This window comes from Microbacterium sp. NPDC088619 (assembly GCF_044752825.1).
Lineage (GTDB): Bacteria > Actinomycetota > Actinomycetes > Actinomycetales > Microbacteriaceae > Microbacterium.
This window is the reverse complement of the sequence record NZ_JBIVLZ010000001.1, coordinates 2,064,957-2,083,876: the sequence shown is the minus strand read 5'-3', so window position 1 is coordinate 2,083,876 and position 18,920 is coordinate 2,064,957. Positions and strand designations below refer to the sequence as shown.

Annotated in this window: 14 protein-coding genes; 10 read left to right on the top strand and 4 right to left on the bottom strand. The window is 65.5% G+C overall.

From position 1 onward, the window contains the following. Window positions 1-12: 12 nt before the first annotated feature. Window positions 13-909, bottom strand: a complete 897-nt coding sequence (locus tag ACIP5T_RS10105; RefSeq protein ID WP_400862790.1) for a LysR family transcriptional regulator — start codon at window positions 907-909, stop codon at window positions 13-15. 104 nt (window positions 910-1,013) lie between these two features. Between ACIP5T_RS10105 and ACIP5T_RS10100 the strand changes: the two genes are divergently transcribed. Genes ACIP5T_RS10100 through ACIP5T_RS10080 form a run of 5 tightly spaced genes read left to right on the top strand, consistent with a single transcriptional unit; the run spans window position 1,014 to window position 6,236 of the window. Further along, entirely contained in the window at window positions 1,014-2,243 is a 1,230-nt protein-coding gene (locus tag ACIP5T_RS10100) for a CaiB/BaiF CoA transferase family protein (protein WP_400862789.1), read from the top strand. After that, window positions 2,240-3,439 carry an acyl-CoA dehydrogenase family protein gene (locus ACIP5T_RS10095; RefSeq protein WP_400862787.1) on the top strand — a complete coding sequence of 400 codons (1,200 nt, stop codon included), beginning with the start codon at window positions 2,240-2,242 and terminating at the stop codon, window positions 3,437-3,439. The genes ACIP5T_RS10100 and ACIP5T_RS10095 overlap by 4 nt, the downstream gene beginning before the upstream one ends. Before the next feature lie 42 nt (window positions 3,440-3,481). Further along, on the top strand, window positions 3,482-4,267 hold the full coding sequence (locus ACIP5T_RS10090) for a (S)-acetoin forming diacetyl reductase (protein WP_400862785.1): 786 nt from the start codon (window positions 3,482-3,484) through the stop codon (window positions 4,265-4,267). A gap of 37 nt (window positions 4,268-4,304) precedes the next feature. Then, on the top strand, window positions 4,305-5,063 hold the full coding sequence (locus ACIP5T_RS10085; protein ID WP_400862783.1) for an enoyl-CoA hydratase/isomerase family protein: 759 nt from the start codon (window positions 4,305-4,307) through the stop codon (window positions 5,061-5,063). A 3-nt stretch (window positions 5,064-5,066) separates the two neighbouring features. After that, a complete protein-coding gene (locus ACIP5T_RS10080; RefSeq protein WP_400864709.1) occupies window positions 5,067-6,236 on the top strand; it encodes a thiolase family protein in 1,170 nt (389 codons plus the stop codon). Between the two features lie 73 nt (window positions 6,237-6,309). Here the strand turns inward: ACIP5T_RS10080 and ACIP5T_RS10075 are convergent, their stop codons facing one another. Continuing rightward, on the bottom strand, window positions 6,310-6,936 hold the full coding sequence (locus ACIP5T_RS10075) for a TetR/AcrR family transcriptional regulator (protein ID WP_400862781.1): 627 nt from the start codon (window positions 6,934-6,936) through the stop codon (window positions 6,310-6,312). An 85-nt stretch (window positions 6,937-7,021) separates the two neighbouring features. Between ACIP5T_RS10075 and ACIP5T_RS10070 the strand changes: the two genes are divergently transcribed. Then, complete coding sequence (locus ACIP5T_RS10070; protein WP_400862779.1) at window positions 7,022-8,317, top strand: MFS transporter; 1,296 nt, start codon at window positions 7,022-7,024, stop codon at window positions 8,315-8,317. A gap of 72 nt (window positions 8,318-8,389) precedes the next feature. Further along, window positions 8,390-10,651 carry a glycoside hydrolase family 3 C-terminal domain-containing protein gene (locus ACIP5T_RS10065; RefSeq protein ID WP_400862777.1) on the top strand — a complete coding sequence of 754 codons (2,262 nt, stop codon included), beginning with the start codon at window positions 8,390-8,392 and terminating at the stop codon, window positions 10,649-10,651. A gap of 18 nt (window positions 10,652-10,669) precedes the next feature. On the opposite strand, the gene ACIP5T_RS10060 is transcribed toward ACIP5T_RS10065, so the two are convergent. Beyond that, window positions 10,670-11,926, bottom strand: coding sequence for a glycoside hydrolase family 1 protein (locus ACIP5T_RS10060; RefSeq protein ID WP_400862775.1), 1,257 nt, complete (start codon window positions 11,924-11,926; stop codon window positions 10,670-10,672). Window positions 11,927-12,062: 136 nt separating this feature from the next. On the opposite strand from ACIP5T_RS10060, the gene ACIP5T_RS10055 reads away from it, so the two are divergent. Then, window positions 12,063-14,330, top strand: a complete 2,268-nt coding sequence (locus tag ACIP5T_RS10055) for a glycoside hydrolase family 3 C-terminal domain-containing protein (protein ID WP_400862774.1) — start codon at window positions 12,063-12,065, stop codon at window positions 14,328-14,330. On the opposite strand, the gene ACIP5T_RS10050 is transcribed toward ACIP5T_RS10055, so the two are convergent. After that, window positions 14,327-14,950: a TetR/AcrR family transcriptional regulator gene (locus ACIP5T_RS10050; protein ID WP_400862772.1), complete on the bottom strand. Its 624-nt coding sequence runs from the start codon at window positions 14,948-14,950 to the stop codon at window positions 14,327-14,329. The genes ACIP5T_RS10055 and ACIP5T_RS10050 overlap by 4 nt on opposite strands. A gap of 162 nt (window positions 14,951-15,112) precedes the next feature. On the opposite strand from ACIP5T_RS10050, the gene ACIP5T_RS10045 reads away from it, so the two are divergent. Together ACIP5T_RS10045 and ACIP5T_RS10040 are read left to right on the top strand one after the other, a co-directional pair. Further along, entirely contained in the window at window positions 15,113-16,426 is a 1,314-nt protein-coding gene (locus tag ACIP5T_RS10045; protein WP_400862770.1) for an MFS transporter, read from the top strand. Then, a complete protein-coding gene (locus ACIP5T_RS10040) occupies window positions 16,426-18,729 on the top strand; it encodes a family 78 glycoside hydrolase catalytic domain (RefSeq protein WP_400862769.1) in 2,304 nt (767 codons plus the stop codon). Before ACIP5T_RS10045 ends, ACIP5T_RS10040 begins: the two co-directional genes overlap by 1 nt. Window positions 18,730-18,920 lie beyond the last annotated feature (191 nt).

The following is an 18,920-nucleotide window of genomic DNA, read 5'->3' as shown; positions in this document are numbered from 1 at the left end:
CTGAAAGATGAATTACCCGATGTCGGGGAGCACTTCCTCCGCAAGTCGCAGCACCGCGTGCATTGCGCGATCATCGCTGTCGGCTCGCCAGGCGATCCTCAGTTCGACCGGGTCGACATCGTCGCTCAGCCGCAGGAAGCGGAGATGCGGATCCGCGATGCTCGGTATGACCGATGACAGCGTCAGAGAGCATCCGACCTCCGCTGAGACGAGGGACATCAAGGTCCATGTGTCGGACGCATCCTGGACGATGTCCACCGAGAATCCGGCCTCTCGCGACATCTGCCTCAGCCGGTCGTTGAGTACTGAGCCGAGGTCCGTCGGCAGGGTGACGAAGCGATCGTCGCTGAACTCGGAGATCGAGACCGTGACCCGATCCGCGAGCCGGTGCGTCTCGGGAACGGCGATGACGAGCTCTTCCGAGGCCACGACGCGAGTGCGGATCCCGTCGGGCAGGTGATCCCAGCGGCCGAGAGCGAGGTCGATATCTCCGCGGGTGAGCAGGCGCATCGCCTTCTGAGCGAAGTTCTGACTGAGCAGTTCGAGATTGATGCCCGGATGCTGCTGGTTCACGGCGCGCGCCAGGCGCCCGACCAGCACGTTCGACGATGCGCCGGCGTACGCCAGGCGGACCCGACCGATTTCGCCCACTCCTGCGGCCTTCGCCGCTGTGCCCATGCGCTCGAGTGCAGAGAGCACATCTCGGGCCGGGGCGATCAGCGCCGACCCCACGGACGTGAGCGTCACCTTGCGGGTCGAGCGCTCGAACAGCAGGGCGCCGAGCTCTCGCTCCAGGTTCTTGATGTTCCGACTGACGGGAGGCTGCGCCATGTGCAGCTTCTCGGCCGCCCTCCCGAAGTGAAGTTCCTCCGCGACGGCGAGGAAGGAGCGGATCTGCTGGATCTCCATGCGTCGATTATTACAGAGAAGTATCAATCAAGGTGCTATCGAGTATTGGACGAGCATAAACAATCCTGCGAGGCTGACCAGACAGTTCCCACGAAGGTGATGCGATGACGATCTCCGATGCGCGATATGACGCGACCGACGACCAGCCGCCCAGCGGTCCGCTGCAAGGGGTGCTGATCGCCGATTTCGGCAGAGTTCTGGCCGGTCCGTACTGCACGATGCTGCTGGCCGACCTGGGCGCGACCGTGATCAAGATCGAGAGCCCGCTCGGTGACGAGACGAGAAGCTGGACCCCGCCGCAGCGTGAGGGCGAGTCCACGTACTACCTCTCGGTCAACCGAAACAAGCACTCGATCGTGCTCGATCTCAAGGATCCGGCAGACCTGCTCGTCGCGAAGGAACTCGCCGCTCGAGCGGATGTGGTCACCGAGAACTTCAAGCCCGGGGGCATGGCGCGGTTCGGTCTCGACTACGAATCGGTCGAGAAGGTCAATCCGCACGTGATCTACGCGTCCGTGACCGGCTTCGGCACGGCAGGTGGTTCCGACCTCCCCGGCTACGACCTGCTCGTGCAGGCGATGTCCGGGATGATGACGCTGACCGGTCCGGAAGACGGCGAGGGATACCGGTCGGGTGTCGCGGTGTTCGACGTGATGACCGGGCTTCACGCGGCCGTCGCGGTCGTCTCGGCTCTGTTCCACCGCTCGCGCACCGGCGAGGGCCAGCACGTCGAACTGAACCTGCTGTCGTCGGCGCTCTCCGGGCTCGTCAATCAGACCGGAGGATACCTGCTGAGCGGTAGCGTGCCCTCGCGTCTGGGGAACGACCACCCAAGCATCTACCCCTATGCGCCGTTCCCCACCGCCGACGGCGACCTGGTGCTGACGATCGGCAACGATCTGCAGTTCCGAGGACTCTGCGAAGCGCTCGGTCTCTCCGGCCTCGCCGACGACCCGCGCTTCCGGTCCAATGCGCTGCGCAGCACGCATCGAGACGCGCTCCGTCCCATCCTCACTGCTACTCTCACGCAGCACTCGGCGCGGGAATGGTTCGATCTCCTGTCAGCGCGGGGTCTTCCCTGCGCGCCCGTGCTCGATGTCGCCGAGGGCATCGCCTTCGCTGAGAGCATCGGCCTCGATCCGATCGTGACCTCCGGGCAGGGGGAGCGGGCGATGCCCGGCATCCGAAATCCGATGACCTTCTCTCGCACGCCAGTCGACTATCGGCTCGGGCCGCCGTCGCTGGGACAGGACGGCCAGTCGATCCGCGCGTGGCTGGAGGGCTCGATGACGAGCATGTCCGAGTCCCGGACCGAAGAAGGGCAGCCCGCATGACTTCCGACTCCTCCGTGATGGTGAACACGGACTTCTACCACCTCGACGACTATCTGGGTGATGACGATCGGGCTCTCGTCGCCAGAGTGCGCGCGTTCGTGAAAGAGCAGGTGCTGCCGAACATCAACGCCGCATGGGAGCGCGCGGACTTCCCCTACGAGATCCTCCCCGCCTTCGCGGAGCTGGGTATCGCCGGAACATCGATCGAGGGCTACGGCTGCCCGGGGCTAACCCGCCTGCAGGCCGGTCTCGTGGCCATGGAGCTCTCCCGCGGCGACGGGAGCGTCAACACGCTTAACGCCGTGCAGTCCGGGTTGGCTATGGGGAGCATCTCGCTCCTCGGCAGCGAGGAGCAGAAGCAACGCTGGCTGCCCGACCTCGCCGCCGTCCGCAAGCTCGGCGCCTTCGCCTTGACGGAGCCCGAACACGGTTCGGACTCGGTGGCTCTCGAGACCTCCGCGCGCCTGGACGGAGACCACTATGTGATCGACGGTGCCAAACGGTGGATCGGCCTCGGCCACGTCGCCGACGTCGTGATCGTCTGGGCGCGTGACGTCGAAGACGCCAAGGTGAAGGCCTTCGTCCTCGAGAAGAACGCCGACGGCACATATCCGGAGGGCTACGACGCACGTGCCATCGAGGGCAAGATCGCGAAGCGCGCCATCCAACAGGCGCAGATCGAGATCACCGGGCTGCGGATCCCCGCCGAGAACCGGCTGCAGAAGTCGACGTCGTTCAGGGATGTGGGGGCGATCCTCAACCGCACCCGCAGCACGGTCGCCTGGGAGTCGCTCGGGCACGCGCTCGCCGCCTATGAGATCGCGGCTCGTTATGTGCAGGAGCGTTCGCAGTTTGGCAAGCCGATCGCCAGCTTCCAGCTCGTGCAGAACAAGCTGGCGAACATGCTCGCCGACCTCACAGCCATGCAGCTCATGTGCTACCGCACCGGGGTCCTGCAGGACCAGGGGCGGCTGACGAACGAGCAGGCGTCGCTCTCGAAGATGTTCACCGGGCAGAAATCACGGCAGCTGTGCCGCGACGCCCGCGACCTGCTCGGCGGCAACGGGCTGCTCCTCGAGAATCACGTCGCGCGGCACCTCACCGACATGGAGGTCGTGCACACGTACGAAGGAACCGACTTCATCCAATCGCTGATCATCGGTCGCGAGATCACCGGGATCTCGGCATTCGCCTGATCCCCACCCGATTCACCACGATTCACAGAAGGAGTCACGAACATGACACGTCAGGAAAACGGCAAGGTCGCACTCGTCACCGGCGCGGGCCAGGGAATCGGCCAGGCCATCGCAGAGCGGCTGCATGCCGACGGCTTCCGCGTCGCGCTCGCCGACATCGATACGAGCAAGACGGACGCTGTCGCAGCGTCGCTGGGTGGCGAACAGGCGGGCGTGCTCAGCCTGCACATCGACGTCGCCGATCGGCACAGCGTGTTCGACGCCGTCGATGCCGCGAGGCGCCAGCTGGGCGGTTTCGACGTGATCGTGAACAACGCCGGTATCGCCCCTCTCTCGGCGATCGACGAGATCACGGAGGACGCGATCCAGCGGATCTTCTCGATCAACGTCAACGGAGTGATCTGGGGAACCCAGGCGGCGACCGCCGCATTCCGTGAGCTGGGCCACGGCGGCAAGATCATCGCTGCGGCATCACAGGCCGGACACGTCGGAAACCCCGGAATCGCGCTCTACTCTGCGACGAAGTTCGCGGTGCGTGGGTTCACCCAATCTGCAGCTCGAGACCTCGCCCAGTACGGCATCACGGTGAACACCTACGCGCCCGGGATCGTCCGCACGCCGATGATGGAGGCCGTGGCCAAGAACACGGCCGATGCCGCGGGACAGCCGGAGGAGTGGGGCTGGGCGCAGTTCACCTCCGGGATCACGCTCGACCGTATCTCCGAGCCTGCGGACGTCGCCAACGTCGTCGCCTTCCTCTCCGGCTCCGATTCGGACTACATCACCGGCCAGTCGATCCTCGTCGACGGCGGGATGGTCTTTAACTGATGCACCGGCGACGGGGTCGCGGCGAGAGCAGGCCTGCATGCGTGCGCTGAGGCTCGTCTCGGAGTCGGCCGATCGGATCCACATCGAGCTCGACCGCCCTGAGGTGCGCAACGCCATCGACGAGGTGATGGTCGCCGAGCTGCACGAGGTGTGCGCAGATCTCGAGCGTCACCCGAGGACGCTCATCCTCTCGGGAGCGAGCACCCCGGAGAAGGGCGTGTTCGCGAGCGGCGCCGACATCGGCGTCTTGCTCGGACGCGGACGCGGAGAAGCGCTGCGCGGCTACAACGCGCGCATCTTCAGCCGGGTCGCCGAGCTGCCCATGCCCGTGATCGCCGCCGTCGACGGGTACGCGATCGGCGGCGGAGCGGAGCTCGCCTACGCGGCGGACATCCGCATCGCCTCGGATCGTGCGGTCTTCGGCAACCCGGAGACAGGGCTCGGGATCATCGCGGCGGCCGGGGGCACGTGGCGGCTTCCGAAGCTCGTCGGCGCGCCTCTGGCGCGGCAGATCCTGCTCGCCGGGCGGCGACTCACGGCGCAGGAGTCACTGGATGCTCATCTCGTCGCCTCCGTGCACGCGCCCGATGAGATGATCGCCGCCGCCCATGGCATCGCCGATCGCATCGCCACCCAGGATCCCCTCGCCGTTCAACTGACGAAGCGCGTCCTCGACGCTCCTGAGAGCGCCCATCCGCTCATCGACGACCTCACCCAGGCGATCCTCTTCGAGTCGGATGCGAAGAGGGAGCGCATGTCCGCGTTCCTCGACAGATCCGCGACCAAGGAGAGATAGATGATGACCGCCAGTTTCGTGTACGACGCCGTGCGGACACCGTTCGGGCGCGCTGCCGGAGCGCTTTCCGATGTCCGCCCCGACGATCTCGCCGCCGTCGTCATGCGCGCGGTCGTCGCGCGCACCGGGATGGACCCTGCGCGCATCGACGACGTGATCTTCGGCGACGCCAACCAGGCGGGCGAGGACAACCGCAACGTGGCGCGCTTCGCCGCGCTGCTCGCCGGATTCCCCACCTCGGTGACGGGGACCACGGTGAACCGTCTCTGCGCCTCGTCGCTCGAGGCGGTGTTCCAGGGTTCGCGGGCCATCGAGGCCGGTGACGCTGACGTCATCCTCGCCGGCGGGGTGGAATCCATGAGCCGTGCGCCCTGGGTGATCGAGAAGTCTGCGAAGCCGTACGCCGCGGTCGGAAATCAGACGCTGTGGAACAGCGCGATCGGATGGCGCATGGTCAACCCCCGGCTTCCCGAGCATTGGACGATCTCGAACGGGGAGTCCGCCGAGAAGATCGCCCGTGAGTGGGGCATCACGCGGGAGATGCAGGATGCCTTCACCGTGCGCAGCCACGACCGTGCCGCCGCGGCGTGGCGCGAGGGACTGTTCGATTCGGAGATCGTCCAGGTCGACGGGCACGAGCTGACGCGAGACGAGGGCATCCGAGACGGGTCCACGATCGAGAAGCTCGCAGGTCTCCGGCCGCTCTTCACCACTGACGGGTCGGTCACAGCGGGCAACTCGTCGTCGATCAACGACGGCGCATCCGCGGTTCTCATCGGGTCCGAAGGTGCGTTCGCGGGGGAGCCGCTGGCGAGGATCGCCGGCAGGGGATGGCATGGTGTGGACCCGGATGAATTCCCGATCGCGCCGATCGAAGCGGCGAACAAGGCGCTGGCGCGGGCCGGGCGCACCTGGGCCGACGTCGATCTGGTCGAACTCAACGAGGCGTTCGCATCGCAGTCCCTCGCCTGCCTTAAGGGCTGGCCCGATCTCGATCCCGAGAATCTGAACGTCCACGGGGGCGCGCTCGCCATGGGGCACCCGCTCGGCGCCTCGGGCGGTCGTGTCGTCGGACACGCGGCGCATGAGCTGAAGCGCCGCGGTGGAGGCGTGGCGGTCGCGGCGCTCTGCATCGGTGTGGGACAGGGGCTGGCGGTGGTGCTCGAGCGCTGACGGACGTGCGCGGATGAATGGACGGCGCGGGTGATACCACCGTGAATCTCACGGTGGTCGTCGATGTCCGTAACTATTCACCCCGGTCGTGGTGGTCGCCCGTCGATGAATGCGTGGAGCCGGCGACGACGACCCGCCAGAGGTATTCGATGTGATCCGCCATGTCGATGGTGGGGTCGTACATCCACTGACTCTGCAGGCCGTCGACGACAGCGGTGAGGATGACGGCGAGCCTGTCGGCATCGATCTCCTGTGGGATTCCTCCCGACCTCTGCGCCTTCTCTATTCCTGCAGCATTGGTGGCGCGGACCTGATCGAATCGGTCTCGGAAATACGCATGTGAGGGATGAGTGGGATCGGCTGCGTCTGTCGAGAGGTGTGCGTAGAGCTGCACGAGGCCCGGGACATCCGCGTTGTGGCGCACGAATTCTGCAGTCGCGCCCGGCAGGTCGTCTGCCACGACACGGGAGTCTCCGAAATCCTGGAGGTCCCTTTGGTCCCGTCGCCGCAGGACCTCGGCGAACAGGGCCTCTTTGGTGCCGAAATAATGAAGGACACCCATCGGGGTGATTCCGACGGCGTCGGCGATCTGGCGCACAGTGGCACCGCTGTAGCCGTTCTCTGCGATCACTCGGAGCGCCATTTCGAGAATCTCTTCTCGTCGAGCGATTCCTTTCGCGTACGAACGTCGTTCAGCCATGCCGTGATCGTACCTCTTGTGATCAAAAAACTATATGGCGTAGAGTTTTGTCACGCACCGTCGCGCTCACACTCGAGGACCTGCCATGACATCGTCGTCACCACTCGCATCCCACCCTGACCGCAAGTCGCTGTCGACCCCCGAGACGGGCGATCCTGACCGGCCCGCGCGCATCCGCGGCTCTCTGCGCAGACTGCTGTTGTGGTTCATCCCGGGAACGATCGGCATCTCCGTGGTGTGGGGAACTGTGCCCGGCATTCTGCTCCCCCTCCAGGTGACTGCCATCGACGCCGCCGACAAGGTGGTCAACCTCGCGTTCGTCAGCACGATCGGCGCTTTCGCTGCGATGATCGCGCAGCCGATCTCGGGCATGATCAGCGACCGCACCCGCTCCCGATTCGGCCGCCGGTCCCCTTGGATCTTTGGTGGGGTGCTGTTGGGCGGTCTCGCTCTCATCGGAATCGGCCTCTCGAACAGCATCATCCTGGTGGCGGTCTCCTGGACAGTGGCGCAGTTCGCATACAACTTCGCGCAGGCGCCGCTGACCGCGATTCTGCCGGACCGCGTCCCCCGGTCGGCCCGAGGATCCTTCGCAGCCATCATCGGTGCGTTCACGATGGTGGGCGCCTTAGGGGGGTCGCTCGTCGCGGCTCAGTTCGCGGAGAACCTGCCGATGGGCTTCACTGTGGTGGCGGGGCTCTCCCTCACGCTGATCGCCCTCTTCCTGGTCTTCAACCCTGACGCCTCGAACAGGCGAGAACCGCGCGAGAGGTTTCGCGCGGGGGACTTCCTGAGTACGTTCTGGGTGAACCCGCTTCGGCACCCCGACTTCTTCTGGGCGTTCACGGGGCGCCTGCTTCTGTACTCGGGGTACTTCGCGATCACCGGCTACCAGCTCTTCCTCCTGCAGGACTATGTGGGCATGGGCGATGAGGCCGTCTTCTTCGTGCCTCTGCTGGCGCTGGCGGGACTGCCGACGCTGCTTCTATCGGTCGCTGTCTGCGGGCCGCTGTCCGACCGTTTGGGCCGGCGAAAGGTCTTCATCTTCGCGTCGGCGGTCGTGGTGGCGATCGCTCAGCTCATTCCTCTGCTGGTGCCGACCCTGGTCGGGATGATTCTCTTCGCGCTAGTCGCAGGGCTCGGGTTCGGAGCCTTTCAGGCGGTCGACACGGCCCTGATGACCGAGGTGCTGCCGGACCCCGACGCGTTCGCCAAGGATCTCGGCGTCATCAATATTGCAGCCACACTGCCGCAGACAGTGGCTCCCGCGGTCGCGGGCGCCATCGTTCTCACCGTCGGCTACGCCGGGTTGTTCCCTGTGGCGATCGGCCTGAGCTTGCTGGGTGGCGCCGCGGTCTATGCGATCAGATCCGTGCGCTGACCGTCTATGCGGCAGTGCCCCTTCCATCCCCTCGCTCTCAATGCACCAGCGATCACACAGAAAGAACGACACATGACCGACGTGAACCCCTACTTCCACGCAGAACTATCCCTCGAGCAGGCCGCTTCGCTGACGAGTGGAGCCGACTTCTGGAGCACGAAGTCGGTGGGCTCCGTGCCGTCGATCGTGTTGACCGACGGGCCGCACGGACTGCGGAAGCAGGAGATGACGATCGGCGGCGATCACCTGGGGATCGGTGTCAGCGTTCCTGCGACCTGCTTCCCGCCCGCCGTCGGGCTCAGCCAGAGCTGGAATCCCGAGCTCATCGCACGGGTGGGAGCGGCTCTCGGGGTGGAGTGCCAGACCGAGAAGGTCGGCGTATTGCTCGGACCGGGCATCAACATCAAGCGCGATCCGCGCGGTGGGCGCAACTTCGAGTACTACTCCGAAGACCCGCTCATCTCGGGCGAACTCGGCGCCGCCTGGGTGCGTGGGGTTCAGAGCGAGGGGGTGGGTGCCTCGCTCAAGCACTTCGCCGCGAACAACTCCGAGAACGATCGGATGCGTGCAAGCTCCAACATCGACGACCGGACTCTCCGGGAGATCTACCTGCGTGCGTTCCAGCGAGTGGTGACGGACGCGCAGCCATGGACCGTGATGTGCTCGTACAACCGGCTCAATGGCCTGCACACAGCGCAGCACGAGTGGCTGCTCACGACACTGCTGCGCGACGAGTGGGGGTTCGACGGCGCCGTCGTCAGCGATTGGGGGGCGGTGACCGACCGCGTCGCATCGCTCGTCGCGGGACTCGACCTCACCATGCCCGGTCCGGGAGAGAGCGGAGACGCCGAGATCGTGGCGGCGGTGAGAAGCGGGATCGTCGATCGCTCCGTGGTGGACCGTGCTGCGGCACGCGTCGCCGACCTCGCCAGCAAGGCGGGATCCGCGCATCGCGAGAGCAGCACTTTCGATCGAGACCGGCACCACGCCCTCGCGCGGGAGGCGGCGGCGGGCGGGATCGTTCTGCTGAAGAACGAGGGCGACCTGCTCCCACTCGGGTCTGGCGTCGCGACTCTTGCGGTGATCGGCGACTTCGCGACGAATCCGCGCTACCAAGGAGGCGGATCATCGATGGTCAACGCGACCCGGGTCGACGTGCCGCTCGATGAGATCAGCGCGCGAGCCGGCGATGCACAGGTGAGATTCGCGCAAGGCTTCACGACCGAGGGGCCCGGCGATGAGGACGCACTTCGCGCCGAGGCGGTGCACGCGGCTGCGGAAGCGGATGTGGCCGTGCTCTTTCTCGGGCTGGGTGCCCGTCAGGAGTCAGAGGGGTTCGATCGTGACGGGATCGAACTGCCGGCCGATCAGCTCCGGCTCCTCTCCGCCGTCGCAGAGGTCCGACCGCAGACGGTCGTGGTGCTGTCACACGGTGGTGTCGTGCTGTTGAACGAGGTGATCGCCCGGGTCCCTGCGATCCTCGATGGAGCGCTTCTCGGACAGGGGGGCGGTGCTGCGATTGCAGACGCTCTCTTCGGTCTGGTCAATCCGTCGGGTCGCCTCGCCGAGACCGTCCCGCTCCGTCTGGAGGATGTTCCGTCGTTCCTCGCCTTCGAACCCGAGAACTCCGAGGTCGGCTACGGCGAGGGGCTCTTCGTCGGATACAGGTGGTACGACGCCCGCGGCCTCGACGTGGCCTTCCCGTTCGGTCATGGACTCTCTTACACGACCTTCGAGTACTCGCAGCTGACCCTCGTGGCGACAGAGGCAGGCCTCATGGCGAGGCTGACAGTTACCAACACGGGCGAACGTGCGGGCCGCGAGGTCGTGCAGTTCTACGTGGGCATGCCGGCGACTTCCATGAAGCGCGCTCCGCGGGAACTGAAGGGTTTCGCCTCCGTGGAGTTGGCACCGGGGGAGAGCTCCGTCGTGGAGACGGTGCTGCGGCGAGAGGACCTTGCATACTGGGAGACGCGGCTCGATCGCTGGATCGTCGAGAGCGGTGACTACCGGGTGGACGCGGGAGCGTCGAGCCGTGATCTGCGCCTGAGCGCCTCAGTGCGGGTCGACGGTGATCCGATACGCATTCCTCTGCATCGGGAGTCGACTCTCGCTGAAGTGATGGCGAACCCGGTGGGAGCCGCGAGATTAGGGGGAGCTCTCCAGCAGATCTTCGGGGGATCCCCGGATCGAACAGCTGATCTCGGCTTCGATGTGATGCGGATGATCGGCTCCTCGCCTGTCGCTCGCTTCGCCGCCGGCCTCGGCGGGCAGATCACGCCCGAACAGCTCGACGAGATCCTGGCCGAGGCCAACGCAGACCGCGGCGAGTGATGTGGTGGAGGGCGCGACTCAGGTGAGCGCGTCCTCCGACCGCCTGTGGAAGCGGACTGCAGCGGCATACGACGAAGAACTGGGCTTCGGGGTGCGGACCAAGGTGTCGCGATCCACGGCGTGAAGTCCGAATCGGCGGGAATAGCCGAAGATCCACTCGAAGTTGTCGAGCAGCGTCCAATGGAAATAGCCCAGGACGGGTACGCCGGAACGGACGACGTCGGACAGCGCTTCGAGCGCTTCGGGGATGAATCGGGCCCGGATGCCGTCGTCACCCACACCGATGCCGTGCTCGGTTATCAGGACGGGCACCTGGCTCCGGTCGTAGGCGTACCTCACTGCCCCCGCCAGCGACGTGGGCTCGACCGCGGTCCCCATCTGGTTCAGCGTCGACCCGGGGGCCGGCGGAATCAGGCCATCGGTGCCGTAGACGGCCCGTTCGTAGTTCTGCACTCCGATGAAGTCGTCGTCCCTCGCCAGATCGAGCCAGTGCTCGTACACCTCGCGGCGCTTCAGGGCGACGACTGCCTCCCCGCCGGGAGCAGCGACGTCGTCGGAGATCGCGATGGAGAGTCCGACCGGGAGCTCGGGTCGCACTGCCTTGATGGCCTTCTTCGCCGCCACGTGCGCCCGAGTGAAAGCCGCGCAGACCTGTTCGTACTCCTCTGGCAGGATGACGTTGCCCGCTCGGTAACGTGCGACTCCAGCGGACTCGCTTGCGGCAGCGAGAGTCGCGCGCTCGAGGTCGTGCACGAATGCGGGGAGCCCTGCCCAGTCGAGGAGCGGCGAGAGATTGGGTTCGTTGAGAGTGATGACCGCAGCGAGGCGACTCCCGAACTCACGAGTGAGCAGTCCGCAGTGCTCAGCGAAACGATCGCTTGCGTCTGGCGCCAACCAGCCTCCACGCCGCGCGAACCAGTCGGGGCATGTGAAGTGGTTGTAGGTGGCGACAGCCTTCATGCCCCGCTGAGAGCACCCGTCGATGATCGCTCCATAGTGGGCGAGCGCAGCTCCGTCGATGCGACCGCGCTCGGGCTCAACACGCGACCATTCGATCGAGAAACGGAATGCGGACAGTCCCATCTCGGCTGCGAGATCGAGGTCACGCTCCCAGAGTTCCCAGGAGTTGCAGGCGTGCCCTGACGGCTCGGCGAAGACCGTCGGTGTCACGCGCTCGAGGAACCAGGTGTCACTCGCCACGTTGTGGCCCTCGGTCTGATGGCCCGACGACGCGACGCCCCAGAGGAAGTCCGCTCGGAATGAGGTGGCGTCCATGTGTCTCCTTCACTTGGAGCGGGGCGACCCGCTTGAGAAACATTACCAGAGTGGTATAGATTGTGGACGATAAGCACCTCAGTCCTCGCGGTTTCACGCCCGTGCTCACGCTTGCATCATTCGAAGGAGAATCGTCATGTCCGAATCCGAGGCGCGTGCCGAGCTCCCCGTCGACGACCTCACCCCGGCCGAGCTTGCGAGTGTGACGTCGGGGTCGGACTTCTGGAACACTCAGGCCCTGCCATCGCGCGGGTTGAGTGCTATGACGGTGACCGATGGCCCCCACGGGCTCCGCAAGCAGTCGGCCGACAGCTCGGGGATCACGCTCCAAGGCGCCGATCCGGCGACCTGCTTCCCGACGGCGGCAGGGTTGGCATCGACCTGGGATCGCGCTCTGATGCGCGAGATCGGAGAGGCCCTCGGAGCTGAGACCCGGGCCGCCGGTGTGGCGGTCATCCTGGGCCCGGGTGTCAACATCAAACGTCACCCGCTGTGCGGCCGAAACTTCGAGTACCTGTCGGAGGACCCTCTGCTGGCAGGCGAGATGGGCGCGCACCTGGTATCCGGCATACAGAGCGCCGGGGTCGGCGCATCCGTCAAGCACTTCGCCTGCAACAACCAGGAGACCAACCGCGCGCGACTCTCGGCAGACGTCGACGAGCGGCCGCTTCGGGAGATCTATCTGCGCCCGTTCGAGCGCGTCGTCCGCAAGGCGGCGCCGTGGACTCTCATGACAGCGAACAACAAGATCAACGGCGTGTACGCGTCAGAGCATGCCGAGCTTCTCGGGATTCTCCGGGATGAGTGGGGCTTCGATGGACTGGTGATGTCCGACTGGGGGTCGGTCTACGATCGCGTTCCCGCCTTGGTGGCGGGAATGGATCTGGAGATGCCGTCGAATCCCGCGGCGGATCAAGAGGTGAAGGCTGCGCTCGAGAACGGGAGCATCCCTGTCGAGATCGCGCGAGCGACGGCGTCGAGAGTCTTCCGGCTGGCCGAACGTGCCTCAGAGGCGCTGTCCGACCCAGGTGTCGCTGACTTGGACGCCCACCATGCCCTCGCTCGTCGTGCAGCGGCGCAGGCATGCGTGCTACTGGCTAACGATGGGACGCTTCCGCTCGACAGCGGATCCATTCAGCGGCTGTGCGTGGTGGGTTCCTTCGCCGCCGACCCTCGCTATCAAGGTGCGGGGAGTTCGCAGGTGACGCCCACGCGCATCGATGATGCCCTGACGGCAATCCGTGCCCGCCTTGCCGGCGCCGACGCGGAGGTCACGTTCGCTCAGGGGTTCGCCCGAACAGAGGTCGCTGGTCCCGACGTCGACAGCGACCAGCTGCGAGCGGAGGCGGTACGATCCGCCGCGGATGCCGATGCGGTCCTTCTCTTCCTCGGCCTGCCGGAGGGCGATGAGGCTGAAGGTGCCGACCGCGTCTCGTTTGAGCTTCCCGAAGTTCAGCGGCGACTGTTCGACGAGGTCGTGGCGGTGAACCCTCGCACTGTGGTCGTGCTGTCGAACGGATCCGTTGTGGGTGTGACCGCGTTCGTGGGCCGGGCGGCTGCAATCCTGGAGTCCTGGCTCGGCGGACAGGCCAGCGGCTCAGGCGTCGCCGATGTGCTCTTCGGTGATGTCGCGCCGTCGGGGCGACTGGCCGAGAGCATTCCGCTCCGAGTGGAGGATTGTCCCGCTCATATCGGTTGGCCGGGTGAAGAGGGGCATACCCGCTACGGTGAGGGTGTCTTCGTCGGATACCGGTACTACGAGACATTCGAGAGACCGGTGGCATTCCCATTCGGGCACGGTCTGGGGTACACGACCTTCTCGCACGCCATCACTGCGGTGCGTGCCGGCGAGACGACGGTGGAACTCGAGGTCGAGGTCACGAACTCTGGATCGCGTGAAGGCCGTGAGGTCGTGCAGATCTATGCGTGCCATCCGGCCGGGCCCGTGCATCGGCCTCGACGGGAACTCGCAGGTTTCGGCGACCTCATCCTCGCAGCGGGCGAGGTGGGAACAGTGACCATCACGGTCGATCTTGATGATCTCGCCTTCTGGTCGACGTCGGCGCATGCCTGGGTGCTGCCGGAGAGCGTGATTCACTTCGAGGTGGGCGCGTCCTCCCATGACATCCGAGCGTCAGTGGAGGTGTCCGTTCGCGGCAACGGGGTGCACGTCCCGCTCACCCCGATGCACACGCTCCGGGAGTGGCTCGAGGATCCGGTGGCGGGGCCCGTGCTCCGCGATGCGTTCGGCGTGAAGGAGGGCGACCCTCTCCCTGTCCCCCTGAATGACCCGGATGTGTTCAAGGTCGTCGCAGGCACCACGATGAAGAAGTTCGTCTACTTCGGGATGGGACTCGACGCGACCGCGTTCGACCGCGTCGTCCGAGGCCTCGGAATCGGTTAGGCCGAGGGGGCGGGGCGGAGCAGCCGCAGGAACTCCAGGACGTGGAGCTCCATGTCGAGGTCTTCGTCATACAGCCATTCGATCTGCAGGCCGATGATGAGAGCGCCGAGTTGGCGGGCGACGACCGGCAACGGCAAGCCTTCACGGATGACTCCACGCGACTCTTCTGCATGCAGTTGCTCTAGTACTTCTTTCACCGTGTCGGCAAAGAGCTGCTTCATGTAGTCGTGCGCGGGGTGGTTCGGGTCGACGGCCTCGACCTGGATCGTCGCATCGAGTTGGATGAGCGCACGCGATCGGGTGTTCCGCTTCATCATCACTGAGGCCGCTGCCTCGATGCCGGACTCGGCGAAGGCGGCGAGGCGCACGTCCTGATCGAGCGCGAGTCGACGTTCGAGTACGCGCTGGAAGAGCGCTTCCTTGGAGCCGAAGTGGTGCATCAGGCTGACATGGCTCGTGCCCGCGCGCTCAGCGATGGATCGCAGTGATGTCCCGGAGTAACCGTTCTCGGCGAAGACCTCGATCGCGGCTTCCACGATCTGCTGCCTCCGACGCTCGCCGTTCGCGTACGACGCTCGATCCGGTTTCGCGTTGGATGTGGACCGTGGTGCGTCGGGCATGGTTCCTCACTTTCCGACGTCGACGCTTCGCGGTGTCGACGTGCTCCGTTGATCATATCCGGGAAACATTTACCATTCTGGTAATAGTCTGTTATCGTGATCCGACCGCGTCTTATCGCGGGTATCTCTCTCCATCGGATTCGTACAGCAAAGGCGCTTGCCATGACTTCAGCCCACCCTTCCGGCCCAGCCGAAGCGATCACCCCCGCCGAACCCACGGCGACCGAGGCGTTCCGCGCGCTCGTGAGCCCACGTAGGGGCTTCGTGTTCTTCCTGGTCTTCGCGGCAGTCGGAGCCGCGGCGGTCCAGATGTCGACCGTTCTCTTGACGCTCTCCCTACGGGCGACCGAGATCAGTGGGGCGGATGCGGCATCGACAATCTCGCTCGCCACCGGACTCGCCGGCATCATCGCGCTCGTCGGCCTTCCGATCGTCGGTCGAATGAGTGATCGATCGCGGTCAAGGCTGGGCCGTCGTCGCCCGTTCCTTCTTCTCGGAGCCGGTGCGCTCGTGATCGGCTCAGTGGTCATGCTGCTCTCCACCGACGCATGGTCGCTCACCGTCGCAAATCTGCTGATCACGATCGGTGCCATCTGCGTCGGAGTGACCACGACCGCACTGATCGCGGAACAACTGCCGAGTGATCGCCGCGGGCCGGCTTCCGCGCTGATCAGCCTCAGCACGCCGATGGGAGCGCTCATCGGAATCGGGATCAGTCAGCCGTTCGGCGGGAACACCACGGCGATCGTCCTACTCCCCGCGGTGATCGCGCTGGTTGGCATTCTCCTCTTGGTGATCTTCGTCCGAGACCCCCAGGTGCTGCAGGAGAAGGGCGAAAAGGGGCGTCTGCTCGATCTCGTTGGCATTTTCTGGGTCAACCCCATTCGTCACCGAGACTTCTTCCTCGCTTTCACCAGCAGGATGCTCGTCTTCTCAGGCGTGGCGGCGATCAATTCGTTCCAGGCGCTTTTCCTCATCGAGCAGCTGGGATTCGCCCCCCAAGAACTCGGCACCGCGATCCTCCTCACGGTCGTGATCAACACCGGGGTCTCGCTGCTTGTAGCTCCCGCCATGGGCAAGCTGTCCGATCGAATCCGTCGACGCAAGCCCTTCGTGGTGACGGCCGCGATCATCTTGGGAGCAGGTCTTGTCATGGCTTCGCAGGCGACCGACTTCACGATGTACCTCGTAGCGGTCGCGGTGATCGCGATCGGCCAGGGCGTGTACTTCAGTGTGGAGCTGGCCCTCGCCACTCAGGTACTCCCTGATCCGGAGAACCCGGCGAAGGACCTGGCACTCATCAACGTCGCGAACAACCTGCCCACCTCGATCGTCGCCGCGGTAGCTCCGGCGCTTCTCGCCGTTGGAGTGGCCGGCGGAGGGCATTCGTCGAACTTCGCGGCGCTGTTCATCGCCGGCGCGGTCGCCGCACTGCTGGGGGGCCTCGTCATCAGCTTCATCCGCACGGTGAAGTAGTGGAATCGAACTGGTCCGGCAGATTCATCGCGGCGGACGACACGACGTGCACGGCACCGCTGCTGCGCCACGAATTCACTCTGCATCACGGCCATGGGGCGGTGCGTTCAGCCCAGCTGATCGCAACGGCTCACGGCCTGGTCGAACCCCATCTGAACGGGTTTCGGGTGTCGAAGGATCTTCTGACTCCTGGATGGTCCAGCTACGAGTGGCGTACCCGGTACGCCGAATACGATGTCACCGAATCGTTCGCGGACGTCGCACGCGCCGAAGGCGGAGTGCACGTGCTCGGCCTCATGTTGGGCAACGGGTGGTATCGCGGACGGCTGGCGTGGACGGGCGAAGCTGGATTCTACGGCGACAAGATCGCCGGATTCGCGGAGCTTCGCATCCTTTTCGACGACGGCCATGAGCAGATCGTGGCCACCGGGACCGGCACATGGCTCGCCGCGGCCGGCGGCACCGTCGCGAATGATCTCTACGACGGGCAGAGTATCGATGCTCGCGCGATCCCGCACGGGTGGTCGCAGGCTGGGCACGATGTGTCCCGGTGGCAGTCGACTCACATCGTCGACGCGCAGCTGGATCAGCTCGAGCCGTACATCGGCCCCCCAGTGCGCGCCGTGATGGAACGTCGAGCGGAGCGGGTGTGGCGTTCGCCCTCCGGGCGACTCCTGCTCGACTTCGGCCAGAACCTCGTCGGCTGGGTGCGCGCGACCGTGCGTGGCCGCGCCGGGCAGCAGCTCGTGCTGAGGCATGCCGAGGTTCTCGAGGGTGACGAACTCGGCACCCGACCGCTTCGCAGCGCGAAGGCCACGGACACCTTCATCCTGTCCGGAGGCGAAGACGTCTTCGAGCCGACTCTGACATTCCACGGATTCCGATACGTCGAGGTGGAGGGGTGGGAAGGGAACGACGACGATGTCACGGATGCCTTGGTGGCGGTCGTCATCTCCTCCGACATGCAACGAATCGGACACTTCTCGTGCTCCGACGAGAGGTTGAACCGCCTGCACGAGAACGTCGTGTGGAGTATGCGGGGTAACTTCGTCGATGTGCCGACGGATTGTCCACAGCGCGACGAGCGGCTCGGCTGGACAGGCGATCTCGCCGTCTTCGCGCCGACGGCGACCTATCTCTATGACACGCGAGATTTTCTCCGCGACTGGTATCGCGATCTGATCGCTGAGCAGTCTGCCGCCGGTGGTCGTACGCCGCTCGTCGTGCCCGACGTACTCAAGTACATCCACCAGCCGGAGCTTCCTCCAGTCGACACCGCCGCGTTGTGGAGCGATGCCACGGTCGTGGTCCCTTGGGAGATCTGGCAGGCGTACGGCGACGCCACGATTCTGCGGGAAGCCCGTGACGCCATGATCGCTCACGCGGATCGGGTGTGGTCCCGGCTCTCGCCTGCTCACTTGTGGGACAGTGGATTTCAGTTCGGGGATTGGCTCGACCCCGATGCTCCGGCTGATCAGCCGTGGGCGGCGAAGGCCGATCCCTCCGTTGTCGCTACCGCCTGCGCCTTCCGAACCTTCGATCTGCTCTCGCGGATGCTGAGTCACCTCGGCGACATCGAAGGCGAGGCGAGGCAGAGGACTCGAGCAGGCACAGTGCGGGCGGCCTTCCGGCGCTCTTATTTGGAGGGCGATCGGATAGTCAGCGATGCACCGACCGTGTACGCGCTGGCCGTGGTCTTCGGACTGCTGGACGAGACGGAGCAGGCTGCGGCAGGGGCTCGTCTCGCGAAACTGATTCGCGATGCCGGCCATCGGATCACTACGGGTTTCGCGGGAACACCATTCGCGATTCATGCGTTGAGCGCCACCGGGCACCTCAACGACGCCTACTCGATGCTGACCCGGTCTGACAGTCCTTCGTGGCTGTACCCCGTCACGATGGGAGCCACGACGATCTGGGAACGCTGGGACTCCATGCTGCCCGACGGCACGATCAATCCCGGCGATATGACGAGCTTCAATCACTATGCATTCGGGTCTGTTGCTGACTGGATGCACCAAGTCATCGGCGGGCTCCGTCGCACCGCTCCTGGATGGCGGAGCTTCGTAATTGCTCCTCGCCCGGGCGGCGGCATCACGTCCGCGGAGACCTCAGTGATGACCCCGCTAGGTCTGGCAGCGGTTCGCTGGGAGGTGCGCGCCTCGGTGCTGCGCGTCGAAGCCACGGTGCCTTCGGGAGCGACGGCTTCGATCGACATTCCTGGTCACGGGATTGAACCGGTTGCCGAAGGCTCATCCGTGCTCGAGTTCTCCACGACAGCGTCGCAGGCGGGTGTGGCATGAGAAGTCTGCGGTTGTCGTCTCGGATCGCCGCGACTTGTAAGTGACGCGAAGGCAGCTCGTCCAGCGACGCGGGGCTGCGCCGGATAGCTGCGGTAGGCGGTCTTTTCGTCGGTAAGCGGCCAGACAGGGAAGTGAGAAAGGGGCTGAGCAGGTGAGAGCGCGTTCTCAGTGCTGGCGCGGCGCGGTCGGCG